This is a genomic window from Paraburkholderia atlantica (genome assembly GCF_009362785.1).
Classification (GTDB): Bacteria; Pseudomonadota; Gammaproteobacteria; order Burkholderiales; family Burkholderiaceae; genus Paraburkholderia; species Paraburkholderia atlantica.
The window spans coordinates 1-13,173 of sequence record NZ_WHNQ01000039.1 but is presented as its reverse complement, the minus strand read 5'-3'; the positions used below and the strand labels follow the sequence as shown (position 1 = coordinate 13,173).

14 protein-coding genes and 1 pseudogene are annotated in these 13,173 nt (G+C 64.2%); 9 read left to right on the top strand and 6 right to left on the bottom strand.

All coding sequences use genetic code 11. The annotated features are described in order from the left end of the window. Positions 1-36: 36 nt before the first annotated feature. A complete protein-coding gene (locus GCT19_RS34150; RefSeq protein WP_008922053.1) occupies positions 37-240 on the bottom strand; it encodes a cold-shock protein in 204 nt (67 codons plus the stop codon). A 270-nt stretch (positions 241-510) separates the two neighbouring features. Here GCT19_RS34150 and GCT19_RS34145 point away from each other — a divergent pair, with 270 nt between their 5' ends. Both GCT19_RS34145 and GCT19_RS34140 read left to right on the top strand, forming a co-directional pair. Beyond that, the gene (locus GCT19_RS34145) at positions 511-1,956 is read left to right on the top strand and encodes an NAD-dependent succinate-semialdehyde dehydrogenase (protein ID WP_018434628.1); all 1,446 of its coding nucleotides are present in this window, start codon (positions 511-513) and stop codon (positions 1,954-1,956) included. 122 nt (positions 1,957-2,078) lie between these two features. Next, entirely contained in the window at positions 2,079-2,699 is a 621-nt protein-coding gene (locus tag GCT19_RS34140; protein ID WP_152854402.1) for a GNAT family N-acetyltransferase, read from the top strand. A gap of 31 nt (positions 2,700-2,730) precedes the next feature. Here GCT19_RS34140 and kdgT read toward each other — a convergent pair whose 3' ends face one another. Continuing rightward, positions 2,731-3,753: a 2-keto-3-deoxygluconate transporter gene (gene kdgT / locus GCT19_RS34135; protein WP_013089575.1), complete on the bottom strand. Its 1,023-nt coding sequence runs from the start codon at positions 3,751-3,753 to the stop codon at positions 2,731-2,733. A gap of 289 nt (positions 3,754-4,042) precedes the next feature. Between kdgT and kduI the strand changes: the two genes are divergently transcribed. From kduI to GCT19_RS34105, 6 genes are all read left to right on the top strand, one after another. Next, entirely contained in the window at positions 4,043-4,879 is an 837-nt protein-coding gene (gene kduI, locus GCT19_RS34130) for a 5-dehydro-4-deoxy-D-glucuronate isomerase (RefSeq protein ID WP_152854401.1), read from the top strand. A 6-nt stretch (positions 4,880-4,885) separates the two neighbouring features. Next, the gene (gene kduD, locus GCT19_RS34125; protein WP_152854400.1) at positions 4,886-5,656 is read left to right on the top strand and encodes a 2-dehydro-3-deoxy-D-gluconate 5-dehydrogenase KduD; all 771 of its coding nucleotides are present in this window, start codon (positions 4,886-4,888) and stop codon (positions 5,654-5,656) included. Between the two features lie 108 nt (positions 5,657-5,764). Further along, positions 5,765-6,655: a DNA-binding transcriptional regulator KdgR gene (kdgR, locus tag GCT19_RS34120; RefSeq protein ID WP_375791973.1), complete on the top strand. Its 891-nt coding sequence runs from the start codon at positions 5,765-5,767 to the stop codon at positions 6,653-6,655. A 74-nt stretch (positions 6,656-6,729) separates the two neighbouring features. Beyond that, positions 6,730-6,957, top strand: coding sequence for a hypothetical protein (locus GCT19_RS34115; protein ID WP_152854399.1), 228 nt, complete (start codon positions 6,730-6,732; stop codon positions 6,955-6,957). Positions 6,958-7,371: 414 nt separating this feature from the next. Then, a complete protein-coding gene (locus tag GCT19_RS34110) occupies positions 7,372-7,740 on the top strand; it encodes a hypothetical protein (protein WP_152854398.1) in 369 nt (122 codons plus the stop codon). A 75-nt stretch (positions 7,741-7,815) separates the two neighbouring features. Next, positions 7,816-8,064: a hypothetical protein gene (locus GCT19_RS34105; protein WP_026228520.1), complete on the top strand. Its 249-nt coding sequence runs from the start codon at positions 7,816-7,818 to the stop codon at positions 8,062-8,064. 44 nt (positions 8,065-8,108) lie between these two features. Here GCT19_RS34105 and GCT19_RS34100 read toward each other — a convergent pair whose 3' ends face one another. Together GCT19_RS34100 and GCT19_RS34095 are read right to left on the bottom strand one after the other, a co-directional pair. Beyond that, complete coding sequence (locus tag GCT19_RS34100; protein WP_018434636.1) at positions 8,109-9,491, bottom strand: MFS transporter; 1,383 nt, start codon at positions 9,489-9,491, stop codon at positions 8,109-8,111. A gap of 28 nt (positions 9,492-9,519) precedes the next feature. After that, entirely contained in the window at positions 9,520-10,089 is a 570-nt protein-coding gene (locus tag GCT19_RS34095) for an SDR family NAD(P)-dependent oxidoreductase (protein WP_265334640.1), read from the bottom strand. A gap of 264 nt (positions 10,090-10,353) precedes the next feature. On the opposite strand from GCT19_RS34095, the gene GCT19_RS34090 reads away from it, so the two are divergent. Then, positions 10,354-11,244: a helix-turn-helix domain-containing protein gene (locus GCT19_RS34090; RefSeq protein WP_013089583.1), complete on the top strand. Its 891-nt coding sequence runs from the start codon at positions 10,354-10,356 to the stop codon at positions 11,242-11,244. Positions 11,245-11,279: 35 nt separating this feature from the next. Here GCT19_RS34090 and GCT19_RS34085 read toward each other — a convergent pair whose 3' ends face one another. Further along, the gene (locus GCT19_RS34085; protein WP_152854396.1) at positions 11,280-12,470 is read right to left on the bottom strand and encodes a 4-hydroxybenzoate 3-monooxygenase; all 1,191 of its coding nucleotides are present in this window, start codon (positions 12,468-12,470) and stop codon (positions 11,280-11,282) included. Between the two features lie 254 nt (positions 12,471-12,724). Further along, positions 12,725-13,173 (bottom strand): annotated as a pseudogene (locus GCT19_RS34080) (threonine ammonia-lyase, biosynthetic); the annotation flags it as partial.

The following is a 13,173-nucleotide window of genomic DNA, read 5'->3' as shown; positions in this document are numbered from 1 at the left end:
CGTTACCTCGCATGCGGATGAGCCGCCATGCCGGCGTCACACCGGCTTGATATCGGCCGCCTGCTTGCCTTTCGGCCCCTGCTTGATTTCGAAGCTGACTTTCTGATTTTCTTGCAACGACTTGAAACCTTCGGTGCGAATCTCCGAAAAATGGGCGAACAGATCTTCGCCGCCATCATCGGGGGTGATGAAGCCGAAGCCCTTCGCGTCGTTGAACCATTTCACTGTTCCGGTTGGCATGGCGATGTCCTCGTGATGCGCTGTAGTAGCGGTTGAATGGGTTTCACGCAGCGCTGACGCGGCGCCCCGGCGTGACCCGCAAAGTCGCGCCGGTGCCAAGCCTCAGCAAGCCGCATGCCACGTGCGAGCGCCGACGGTCCGCGGCCGGTGCGATTGCCCGCAATCAGATAAGATAATTGGTATCGGCAATTTATTCATGGCCGCGTAGGTGTGTCGCCTCGTGCCGCACGACCGCGCGGCCAGTTGTTTTCCCTCTCACAGGAACCCAGCATGGCCATCTCGAGCTATACCGATACCCGTCTTCTGATCAACGGCGAATGGTGTGACGCCGCCAGCGGCAAGACCCTCGACGTGATCAACCCCGCGACCGGCCAGGCCATCGGCAAGGTCGCGCATGCCGGCATCCCCGACCTGGACCGCGCGCTCGAAGCCGCGCAGCGTGGCTTCGAAGCCTGGCGCAAGGTGCCGGCCAACGAGCGAGCCACCATCATGCGCAAGGCCGCCGCCCTCGTGCGCGAGCGCGCCTCCGACATCGGCCGCCTGATGACGCAGGAACAGGGCAAGCCGTTCGCCGAGGCGCGTGTCGAAGTGCTGGCCGCCGCGGACATCATCGAATGGTTCGCGGACGAAGGCCGCCGCGTGTATGGCCGCATCGTGCCGTCGCGCAACCTCGCCGCGCAATCGCAGGTGCTGAAGGAGCCGATCGGACCGGTCGCCGCGTTCACGCCGTGGAACTTCCCGGTCAACCAGGTCGTGCGCAAGCTGTCGGCGTCGCTCGCCTGCGGCTGCTCGTTCCTCGTGAAGGCACCGGAAGAAACCCCGGCATCGCCGGCGGCGTTGCTGCAAGCGTTCGTCGAAGCCGGCGTGCCGCCCGGCACGGTCGGCCTCGTGTTCGGCGATCCGGCTGAAATCTCGAGCTACCTGATCCCGCATCCGGTCATCCGCAAGGTCACGTTCACGGGCTCGACGCCGGTCGGCAAGCAGCTCGCCGCGCTGGCCGGCTCGCACATGAAGCGCGCGACGATGGAACTCGGCGGCCACGCGCCGGTGATCGTCGCGGAAGACGCCGACGTCGCGCTCGCGGTCAAGGCAGCCGGCGCCGCGAAGTTCCGCAACGCGGGCCAGGTCTGCATCTCGCCCACGCGTTTTCTCGTGCACAACAGCATCCGCGAAGAGTTCGCCGCGGCGCTCGTCAAGCATGCTGAAAGCCTGAAGCTCGGCGACGGTCTCGCCGAAGGCACGACGCTCGGGCCGCTCGCCAACGCGCGCCGTCTGAGCGCGATGGCCAAGGTCGTCGACGATGCCCGCAAGACCGGCGCGAAGGTCGCGACGGGCGGCGAGCGCGTCGGCACCGAAGGCAACTTCTTCGCGGCCACCGTGCTGACCGACGTGCCGCTCGAAGCCGACGTGTTCAACAACGAGCCGTTCGGGCCGGTCGCCGCGATCCGCGGCTTCGACAAGCTCGAAGAAGCGATCGCCGAAGCGAACCGTCTGCCGTACGGCCTCGCCGGCTACGCGTATACGAAGTCGTTCGCCAACGTGCATCTGCTGTCGCAGCGCATGGAAGTCGGCATGCTGTGGATCAACCAGCCTGCCACGCCGACGCCGGAAATGCCGTTCGGCGGTGTCAAGGATTCCGGCTACGGCTCGGAAGGCGGCCCGGAGGCGATGGAAGCCTACCTCGTCACCAAGGCTGTCACGGTGATGTCGGTTTAATCGCGCTGATCACGCGCTTCGGGGAACGGCGCCGCGAGTTTGCCGGCCGCGTCGTTTCACAGCACGGATCAACCGATCTGCCAGGTCCACGAGTTTTCCGCTCGCGGACCTTTTTTATTGCCATGAACGATATCTCCACCGAATCGATGCAGCCCACGCTGAGCGGCTCGTTCGTCGAGCTGCGGCCGCTGCGCGAGGACCACGCGCAGGCGCTCGTCGACGCCGCCGCTGACGGGCAACTGTGGAACACGAAGCTGACCGTCGTGCCGGGCCCGGCGACGATCGATGCGTATATTGCCAGGGCGCTCGCCGGCCGCGCGGATGGCAAGATGATGCCGTTCGTGATCGTGCGGCGTGACGAGGATGACAGGAATGACGGCGCCGGCCGCATCGTCGGCAGCACGCGGTTCTGGAAGATCGATCGCGCGAACCGCAAGCTCGAAATCGGCCATACCTGGCTTGCCGCATCGGCGCAGCGCTCGGTCGTGAACACCGAGGCGAAGTATCTGCTGCTGTGCCACGCGTTCGACGTGATGCACTGCGTGCGCGTGCAGTTCACGACCGACGAGCTCAACGACAGATCGCGCGCGGCGATCCTGCGCATCGGTGCGAAACAGGAAGGTATCGTGCGGCACGAGCGGATCATGCCCGATGGACGCAAGCGCAACTCGGTGCGCTTTAGCATCATCGACGACGAATGGCCCGCCGTGAAGACGATGCTCGAAGCGAAGCTGGCGCGCTGATCGGCGCGCCGGCTTCTTGCTACCGACTCATTCAAACATGCGCATCGCGCTGCTCATTGAGCGGCGCCGCCTGGGTCGCGGTGGCGAACTCCTCGCGCAGTGTGCCGCGCGCCTGATGCCGGCGCACCCACAGCGCCGTGAGGATCGGCACCAGAATCGCGGTCACGAGGCAAGCGGTGGCGACCATCGCGGTCGCGGCCGGCACCAGCGGTTTGAAGCTCGGAATCATGTCGGCGATGATCGCCGGATTCGCGACCGCGGCCCCCGCCGTCGACGACGCCGCGAGCCCCGCCGCGCCATTGCCGCCGGCGATCCAGCGATCGGCCAGAATCAGCGGCACGCCGGTCACGACGATCACGCCGAGCCCCAGCACGATGCCAGGCAAGCCGCTCGTGACGATCACGTTCAGATCGATGCCGTTGCCGAGCGCAAAGCCGAAAAACGGAATCAGCGGATGCACGCAGCGGCCGAACAGCTCGCGCAGTTCGCTATCGAAGTTGCCGAGCGCAAAGCCGATCAGAAACGGCAGCACCGCGCCGACGAACAGCCGCGGCTCGAAGAACGCGACACCCGTGGCACCCAGAATGATCATGCTGATCAGCGGCCCCGATTCGACCGACATCAGCACGAACGCGCCCGCCTCTTCCTTCGTGCCGTACTGTTGCATCACGGCCGCGTACAGACCGCCGTTGGTCATGTCCATCGAGGTGGTGATCGCGAGCAACGACAGCCCCGCGAACAGGCCGGTCTTGATGCCGTCGATCGGAATGAAGCGCGCGGCGATCAGCGTGACGATCCACGCGACCAGCATCTTGGTGGCGAGCAGCGTGCCCGACTTGCGCAGCACGGTGCCGGTTGCGCGCAGGTCGATCGTCGCGCCCATGCAGAAGAACCATACCGCGAGAATCGGCACGGTGCCGGTTATCAGGCCGTTGGTAAACGAGCCCAGATATTTGCCCGCGCCGGGCGCGAACGTGTGCACACAGGCGCCGAGCAGCAGCGGCACCAGCATCAGGCCGCCTGGAATGCGGTCGATGGCCTTCTTGATCTTCATGCCTCCTCCATGGACGGTGACGTCCCGTTATCGGGTTAATGACCCGCGTTGGTGTCCCGGTCTACGCCGGGCTCTCCCTGTCCGGCGCAATATAGCATCATGAAAGGAACGCCGTTCCGTTTTATTTCTTAAACCTGACTATCGTTTACCCGGTCGTTCGCACGACGCGTTGCCAGCAGCAATCGTTCGCCGAAAAATTTTCGGACCAGTGTTCCGAAATCACGATTCTGCGTTACAGTCTCGGGCACAAGGCGGCGCCGCGCCCCGCATACCGACAGGAGAACGATCAATGGACGTGAGACAGGCCATCAACAGCGAATACGCGAAGACGCTCGACACCACCGGGCTGCGTCGCGAGTTTCTGGTCGAGCAGATCTTCGAGCGCGATGCGTTGAGACTCACGTATAGCCATATCGACCGGATCATCGTCGGTGGCGTGTGGCCGGTCGAGCGGGCGGTCGAAGTACCGGGCTCGCTCGGCAAGGCGATCGGCGTCAACTATCTGCTCGAGCGGCGTGAACTCGGCGCAATCAACATCGGCGGCGACGGCTGGGTCGATGTCGACGGCACGCGTTACACGGTGCGCCGCGAAGAGGCGATCTATATCGGCAAGGGCGCGCAAGCGGTCGCGTTCGGCAGCGCCGACGCCAACCAGCCGGCGAAGTTCTATCTGAACTGCGCGCCCGCGCACACCAGCTATCCAACCCGCACGATCTCGCTCGACCAGGCCTCGCCCGAAACCCTCGGCGATCCGGCCACGAGCAACCGCCGCACCATCTACAAGTTCATCGTCCCCGACGTGCTGCCGACCTGCCAGCTGTCGATGGGCATGACCAAGCTCGAACCGGGCAGCCTGTGGAACACAATGCCCTGCCACACGCACGAGCGCCGCATGGAGGTGTATTTCTACTTCAACGTCGCCGACGACGCCGCCGTCTTCCACATGATGGGCGAGCCGCACGAAACACGGCATATCGTCGTGCGCAACGAGCAGGCGGTGATCTCGCCGAGCTGGTCGATTCATTCGGGTGTCGGCACGCGCGCGTACACGTTCATCTGGGGCATGGTCGGCGAGAACCAGGTGTTCGGCGACATGGACCATCTCGCGGTTCGCGAACTGCGCTGAGCGAACATGAGCCCGACCACAATGAACACTTTCGATCTGACCGGCAAGGTCGCTATCGTGACCGGCAGCAACACCGGCCTCGGCGCCGGCATGGCCGTCGCGCTCGCCGCGGCCGGCTGCGACATCGTCGGCGTCAGTCGCGCTAACGCGGGCACGACCGCCGCGCGCGTCGAGGCGCTCGGACGCCGCTTCGCCGACGTGCGCGCCGATCTCGCGTCGACCTCATCGGTCGACGACATCGTGCGAGCCGCGGTGGAAGCGTTCGGCCGCATCGACGTGCTCGTCAACAACGCGGGCATCATCCGCCGCGAAGATGCGCTCGAGTTCGGCGCAGACGACTGGGACGCGGTCATGGACGTGAACCTGAAGAGCCTGTTCTTCCTGTCGCAGTCCGCCGCGCGTCAGTTCGTGCGGCAGCAAGGCGGCGGCAAGATCATCAACGTCGCGTCGATGCTGTCGTTCCAGGGCGGTATTCGCGTCGCGTCGTACACCGCGTCGAAAAGCGGCGTGCTCGGTCTCACGCGACTGCTCGCCAACGAATGGGCCGCGCGGCGCATCAACGTGAACGCGATCGCGCCCGGCTATATGGCGACCGCGAACACCGCCGCGTTGCGTGACGACGCACAGCGCAACGAAGAAATTCTCGGGCGCATTCCGGCCGGCCGCTGGGGCGTGCCCGACGATCTCGCGGGGCCGGTGGTTTTCCTCGCCTCGTCGGCGTCGGACTACGTGCATGGGCATACACTGGCGGTGGATGGCGGCTGGCTCGCGCGCTAGCGACAGCACGAGTTCGCCATGAGCGCGCGCGACGCGCTATGCTCTCGCGCCGGGTAAGCATCGGCTCGATGCGGCAGCGGCGGCTTGGCACAGACAGGGATGACGGACATGGCGGCAACCGGAACAGACAGGAACACGGCGAGGAATACGCGCGGCAAAGCCCGCAAGGAACCCGCCGACGCAGCGTCGCTCGACGCGGACAGCGGTGAGCGAGGCGAATCCGCGTCGTCGATCGGGCGCGTGTTCGCGATCCTCGGCGCGATCGGCGAGACCGGGCAGATCGGCATCAGCGAGCTATCGCAACGGCTCGGCATGTCCAAGACCACCGTGCATCGAGTGATTCAAACGCTGAAGGCGCTCGGCTACGTGACCCAGGAAGTCGAAACCGAGCGCTATCGGCTGACGATCCGTCTATTCGAGCTCGGCGCGAAAGCGCTCGAGAGTGTCGATCTGGTGCGCGAGGCCGACGTCGACATGCGCCGCATCGGCCAGATGACGCGCGAAGCGGTGCACCTCGGCGCATTCGACGACGACGCGATCATCTACATCCACAAGATCGATGCCGACTACGGGCTGCGCATGCAGTCGCGGATCGGCCGGCGCAATCCGCTGCATAGCACGGCGATCGGCAAGGTGCTGCTCGCATGGATGGACCCGGCCGACGCGCGGGAGGTGCTCTCGCACATCGAATTCCGCAAGTCGACGCAAAAAACCTTGACCTGCGCGGAAGCGGTGTTGAGCATCCTGCCGCACGTACGTGAGCAGGGCTACGGCGAGGACAACGAGGAGCAGGAAGAAGGCCTGCAATGTATCGCGGTGCCGGTATTCGACCGCTTCGGCCGCGTGATCGCCGGTCTGTCGATTTCGTTTCCGACGATGCGCTGCGGCGCCGATACGAAGCAGCATTACGTCGCGCTGCTCAAAGAAGCCGGCCTCGCGATTTCGACGCGGCTCGGCTATCGCGAGGCGACCGCCCAGGAGCCCGCGGCCGCGCAGTAGCCGCGCAGTAAGTTGCGCACGCGCGCCGCGCGCGATGCGTTTCTACCCACTCCACCGCAACTCGAGACAGCCTGATGACGCTACAGGTGTGGCGTCTTTTCATCGTGCTCGCACGAGCGCACGGCGAGCCCGATAACCCAGTCTGCAACCGAATGTATCTGCGCGGCATGGATCAGGCGAAATTCGATTCGCTTCTTTTTTCAGCAATCGATGCGCCGAATCTTCGCTCCACATCGATGCATCGTCTGCCATCGAATGCAGTTTTTTTCATAACCCCTTCAAGGGTTTGCCCGCACGCCTGAGCATTGCCCGGCATTTCGACAGCTAACCCCCGGCACGGCCCCTCCTCGTTCATCGCACTCGCATGACCATATCGATGCGACCTCCAGTCGACACGTCCTGTTACACACAAACACATCGGTAATCGCGCCGCTCAGTAGAGTTCGGTTCAAACGGAAGCGGTTCAGATGAAACGCTTCACACGACAGGCACGCGCATCACAGATTTCAGAGAGCAACGTCATGAAAAAAATCCTCGCATTGGTCATTCTTGCCGCCACGCTCGGCGGCGCGTTGAGCGGCTGCATCGTCGTCCCTGGCGGCGATCATCCGCATCACGACCACTACTACGGACGCTATTGATCGGGCCATCACGCGCAGTAGGTGCGCGTCCGGCTCGCCACTCCATCACAGACATCCACACAACAGAGAACAATCATGAGTCTTTCACGCAACCGCTGGGTATCGTTGAGCGTCGTCGCGGGTCTCGCGATCGGCGCATCAACGGCCGCTTTCGCGCACGTCGATGTCGGCGTGAATATCGGTGTGCCGGGCATCGCCGTCGCGCCCGCCATCGTCGAGGCTCCGCCGCCCCCGCCGGTGTATGTGCAGCCCGCGCCCGTGTATGCGCCTCCGCCGCCGGCGGTCGTGATCGCGCCGGGCTGGTACGGCGATCGCTACTACGATGGTCGTCGCTATTGGGAGCGTCGCGAGTGGGAACGTCGTCACGACGAATGGCGCGATGCACGCGGCCCGCATCGCGACTGGCACGACAACGGCTGGCACGGTCACGGGCATGACCATTGATAGAAGGCCGGTGGCGTCCATCGCGCCACCATGCCGCGCTTGCATTCGCGCCACCCCTTCGACAGGAGCGACGACGTGCTACGCAATGATCCGAGACGAGTAAGCGCACAGGTCGACGGTGCGCACATCTGCGCCGAATACAGCGAGCTGACCGGCCAGCTGTGCCTGCGCCAGGACGGCACGCTGGTGCGCGAATGGTTCCCACCGCATTCGTGGATAGCGATCGCGTCGGTGGCCGGCGCGCGCCACTGGGGCACGCGGCCGACCGACGACGAATTGCTCGCGCTGCTGCACAACGAAATGGCGTTGCTGCGCGCGACCTGAGGTCGCGCGTTGTTCGAGCGTTGCGGCACGCCCGAGGCCACACTTCACTCGATCGCGATGGCGCCGACGTTGTCATCGACCGATGCGTGGTCGAGCGGCTCGCACCGCATCATCAGCACCACCCCACCCGCCGCGATCACGGCCGGCACCGCGAGCAGGCTGAACACCGCGCCGAACTGCCAGCCGAGCCCCATCAACGCCGCGCCGACGAGCGCCCCCGCCACGCCGCCGACCCGGCCGATTCCCAGCATCCATGCCACGCCCGTCGCGCGCGCCCGGGTCGGGTAGAAGCTCGCCGCGAGCGCCGACATCGACGTGACCGCGCTGGTCGCGACCGTGCCGGTCAGGAAGATCAGCGTGCCGAGCCAGACCTGATGACCGACGCCCCGCCCGACCAGCAACACGAGCGCGCCAACGAGGACATAGGTGAACGCGATCACGCGATGGCCGGCGAAGCGATCCATCACCCAGCCGACGCAGAGATTGCCGAGGATGCCGCCGAGCGGAAACAGCGACGTCATCAACGCGGCCTTTTCACCGGAGAAGCCGGTGTCCTTGAACAGCGTCGGCAGCCAGTTGGTCAGCAGGTAATAAATCAGCAGCCCCATGAAGTAGGCGAGCCACAGCATCAGCGTGCCGAAGCGGTAGCGCTTCGACAGGATGATCGCGAGCGCCCACTGCGAGCGCGCGTCGCCGCCATTGCGGCGCACGTCGACCGCGAAAAAGCGGCATCCGTCGAAGCGCTCGTGGGGCGCGATGCGTTGCAGGATTCGCGCGATCCGTTGATCTGCCCGCTTGCGCACCGCGAGGAATTGCGCCGATTCGGGCAGCATCAGGATCAGCAGCACGCTCAGCACGATCGGGCCGACGCCGCCCGCGACCAGCACGCTCGGCCAGCCGAAATGCGGAATCAGCCATGCGGACGCGAAGCCACCGAGCGCAAGCCCGCCTGAAAAACCGCAGAACATCGCATTGACCGCGACCGCGCGAATCCGCGCGGGTGCGTACTCGGACATCAGCGTGACCGCGTTGGGCATCGCCGCGCCGAGACCGAGGCCGGTGAAAAAGCGCAGCACGGTCAACGATTCGATCGACGTCGCGCGGGCCGCCGCGAAACTCCACACGCCGAAGAAGAACACCGACAGCACCAGCACCGTCTTGCGTCCGATCCGGTCCGCGAACGGGCCGGCCGCGAGTGCGCCGATGCCGAGTCCCACCAGCGCCGCGCTCATCACCGGGCCGAGCGCACTGCGCGCGATGCCCCACTGCTGCACGAGCGACGGCGCGATAAAGCCGACCGCGGCGGTATCGAAACCATCGGCCGCGACGACCAGAAAGCACAGCACCAGAATCGTCCATTGAAACGGCGAGAAACGCTGTCCATCGATAAAGGCCTGCACATCTACACTGCGTTCGGAGCGGCTCATGTGCGTGCTCCTTTTTGCCTGGTCATTGCTATGTCTCCTTGAGATGAAGAGGTGTTTTTCTTGTTGTTCGAATTGCCTGGTCGCCTGGGCCCTCGACGCTCAGCACCGTGCCCGTGATATAGCTGGCTGCGTCCGAACGAGAAAGCCGGTCGCGTTGGCGATTTCTTCGGGACGTTCCAGCGCTTGGACGAATGCGGTCGCGCGCGCATTCACAGGCGAGCGAACCCGTCATCGCGACGATCCCGGTCTTGGCCGCGCCGTATGCGTTGCGCGGCGGAGTGCCGGCAAGCCCCCAATCGAGCCGAGGTTGACGGCGCACCGACGCGACATGCACGAGCGCGCCAGTGCCGCGCTTCAACATGCGTTGACCGAATTGCTGCGAGCACAGCATGTAGCCGGTCAGATTCACGCGCAGCATCGCGTTCCATGCATCGAGTCCGATCTCTTCGATGCCGCCACGCCGCAGCAGACCCGCGTCGTTCACGAGCACATCGGCGATGCCAAGGCGCGCTTCGACATTCGATACCGCGCCGCGCACGCTTTCGATGCCGCCGATATCGCAGGCCAGCGTCAGCGCTTCGACGCCGCTCGGGTTCAACGCTTGCGCGACGTCACGGCACCTCTGCTCATCGCGATCCAGTGTCGCGCGTTAACGTGTGCGTCGCGCCAGTCTTCCCGCTGATCCATTTGCTTAGCCCTCCAGATCTCCAGGTTCACGGTCGCCGCGAACGCGCATTGACTTCCCCAAACTGGATCATTCGGCTGCGTCTTCGATGGAAAAAAGTATAGCCACGCGCTTCGGGACGAAATTGGACAAAGGCGGCGCATCGCAGGACAATTCGAACATAGGAGACAAAACCGCATGAGGAATATCCCTAACTACGATCTGTACGGAGAGTCCGCGCGGCCGCCGTGGTACGACGCCTTCAATTTCGAATGGATCGTCGAGCGCAGTCGTCCGAACGCCTGGCATATCGCCGCGCACCGGCACGATGCGTTGCTGCAGATTCTCTATATCCGCAGCGGTTCGGGCCACGTGCTGATCGAAAGCGAAAAACTCGCGATCGAAGCGCCATGCCTGATCCTGCTTCCGGCGCAAACGGTGCATGGTTTCGTGTTTTCGCCGGAAATCGACGGGCTCGTGATCACCGCCGCGCAGCGCGCGTTGGAGTCGATTTCGAAAGCGGTGTCGCCGGGCCTCGTGCCAGTGCTGCAACGGCCCGCGCTGATTCCCGTGCGGTCCGCTATCGGCGAGCGCACGTTGATGCCGTTGTTCGGTTTGCTTGAGCAGGAGTTTCGCGGCAGCGCGCGCGGCCATATCGCCGCGGGCATGTCGCTGATGATTGCACTTTTTGTGCAGGTCGCCCGTCTGACCGATGCCGTGTCGAGCACGGGTGCGACCGTCAATGACCGGCGCGCCGCGCAGATCAAACGGCTACGCGAACTGATCGCCGCGCACGTGCGCGAGCATCTGCCAATCGATTTTTACGCGGAAAAATTGGGGGTGACCGCGGCGCAACTGGGCCGCATCTGTCGTGAGGAGCTTGGCCATTCGCCGTTGTCGCTCGTCAACGACCAGTTGATACGCGAGGCGCAGCGCGACCTGGTGTACTCGGGTTCGAGCATCAAACAGATCGCGCATGCGCTCGGTTTCGAAGATGCGGCCTATTTCAGCCGCTATTTCCGCAAGCAGACCGGAGTCACGCCCAAGGAGTTTCAGGCGGCCGCGCATCGGGATCTGTCGATCAATTAGCGATCCCGATGACCACGCGGTGCTTGCGGTGGCGTTTACAGATTCACCTGCATCTGCGCGCCGGCCGCGCCGACGTAGTTCTCCGCCAGTACCGTCGCGGCCGTGCGCGACGTTGTGACGTATTCGAGCTCGGCAACCTGCAACTGCTGCTCGAAAGGCGATGCGCCTTCGATACGATGCAGCATGCTGGTCATCCAGTACGAGAAGTGCTCGGCGCGCCAGATGCGCTTGAGCGCGGTTTCGCTATAACGGTCGAGCAGATCGGTGCGGTTTTCCTTGTAGAACGCGTCGAGCGCCTTGCTGAGCACGTTCACGTCGGCGACCGCGAGGTTCAGGCCCTTCGCGCCGGTCGGCGGCACGATATGCGCGGCGTCGCCAGCGAGGAACAGGCGGCCGTACTGCATCGTCGTCGACACGAAGCTACGCATACCGACGATATTCTTCTGGAAGATCTTGCCGTCGATGATCTTGTGACCTTCGTCCGAATCGGCGCGCGCATGCAACTCGGCCCAGATGCGATCGTCGGACCAATTGTCGACCGAGTCCTTCGGATCGCACTGGAAGTACATACGCTGCACGTTCGGCGAGCGCGTGCTGATCAGCGCGAAGCCGCGCTCGTGGCGCGCGTAGATCAGTTCGTCCGACGACGGCGGGCCTTCGCACAGAATGCCGAACCAGCCAAACGGATAGACCCGCTCGAAATCCTTGCGCAGCGCTTGCGGAATCGCCTGACGCGATACGCCTTGCGAACCATCGCAGCCGATCACGAAATCACATTGCAGTTCGTGCTCCGCGCCATCGTGGCGATAGCGGATCGACGGCTTATCGGTATCGATGCCGTGCACCGACGTGTCCGACACGCCGAAACGCAGTTCGGCGCCCGCGGCGACGCGCGCCGCGACGAGATCCTTGATCACTTCGTGCTGGGCATAAACCGTGATCGCCTGACCGGTGAGGTCGGTCAGATCGATGCGGCGGCGCTTGCCTTCGAACGCGAGTTCGAAGCCGTGATGGAGCGCGCCTTCGGCCTTCATGCGTTCGCCGACACCGGTTTGTGTCAGCAGGTCCATCGTGCCCTGCTCGAGCACGCCGGCGCGAATTGTCGATTCGATCTGATCGCGGGTGCGCGTTTCGAGCACGACCGAGTCGATACCGCGCAGATGAAGCAGATGGGAAAGAAACAGGCCAGCAGGCCCGGCACCGATGATGCCAACTTGGGTGCGCATAGATGTCTCCTGAATGCGGTGATGAAATTTGCGCTCAGTGTGACGATCGTGACACCTATCCCGCAATGCGATATGGCGGATAGGCCGTATCGCGCTGCGCGATAGAAGGTGTAAGGCGGGAGCGGGTGCAGCGCGGCCGAATCGGCCGCAAACGCAAGACTGGCGGGGTATTCCGGCGATTTGGGCGACACCCGGCTCGTTTTGCCGGCGCGGCGCCCCCTCAGGTAAACCCCGACCCGCAAAACGAGCTTCGACTAGCCGAGAAACAGTCGGTAGACCGGGTTTTTCGTTTCTTCCCAGCACGGATAGCCGAGCGTTTCGATGAAGCGCTCGAACGCTGCATGGTCGCTCTCGGGCACCTGAATGCCGACCAGAATCGAGCTGTAGTCCGCGCCCTGGTTGCGGTAGTGGAACAGGCTGATGTTCCAGTTCGGCGCCATCGACGACAGGAATTTCATCAGCGCGCCCGGACGCTCGGGAAACTCGAAACGGAACAGTCTTTCGTCGCGCGCGAGCGGCGAGCGGCCGCCGACCATGTAGCGGATGTGCTGCTTCGACAGTTCGTCGAAGGTCAGATCGACGGTCGCGAAGCCGTGCGCTTCGAATGCGTCGGCGATCTGCGCCGGTTCGCTGCGGTTGCGGATCTGCACGCCGACGAAGATATGCGCCGAGTTCGCGTCGGCGATCCGGTAGTTGAATTCGG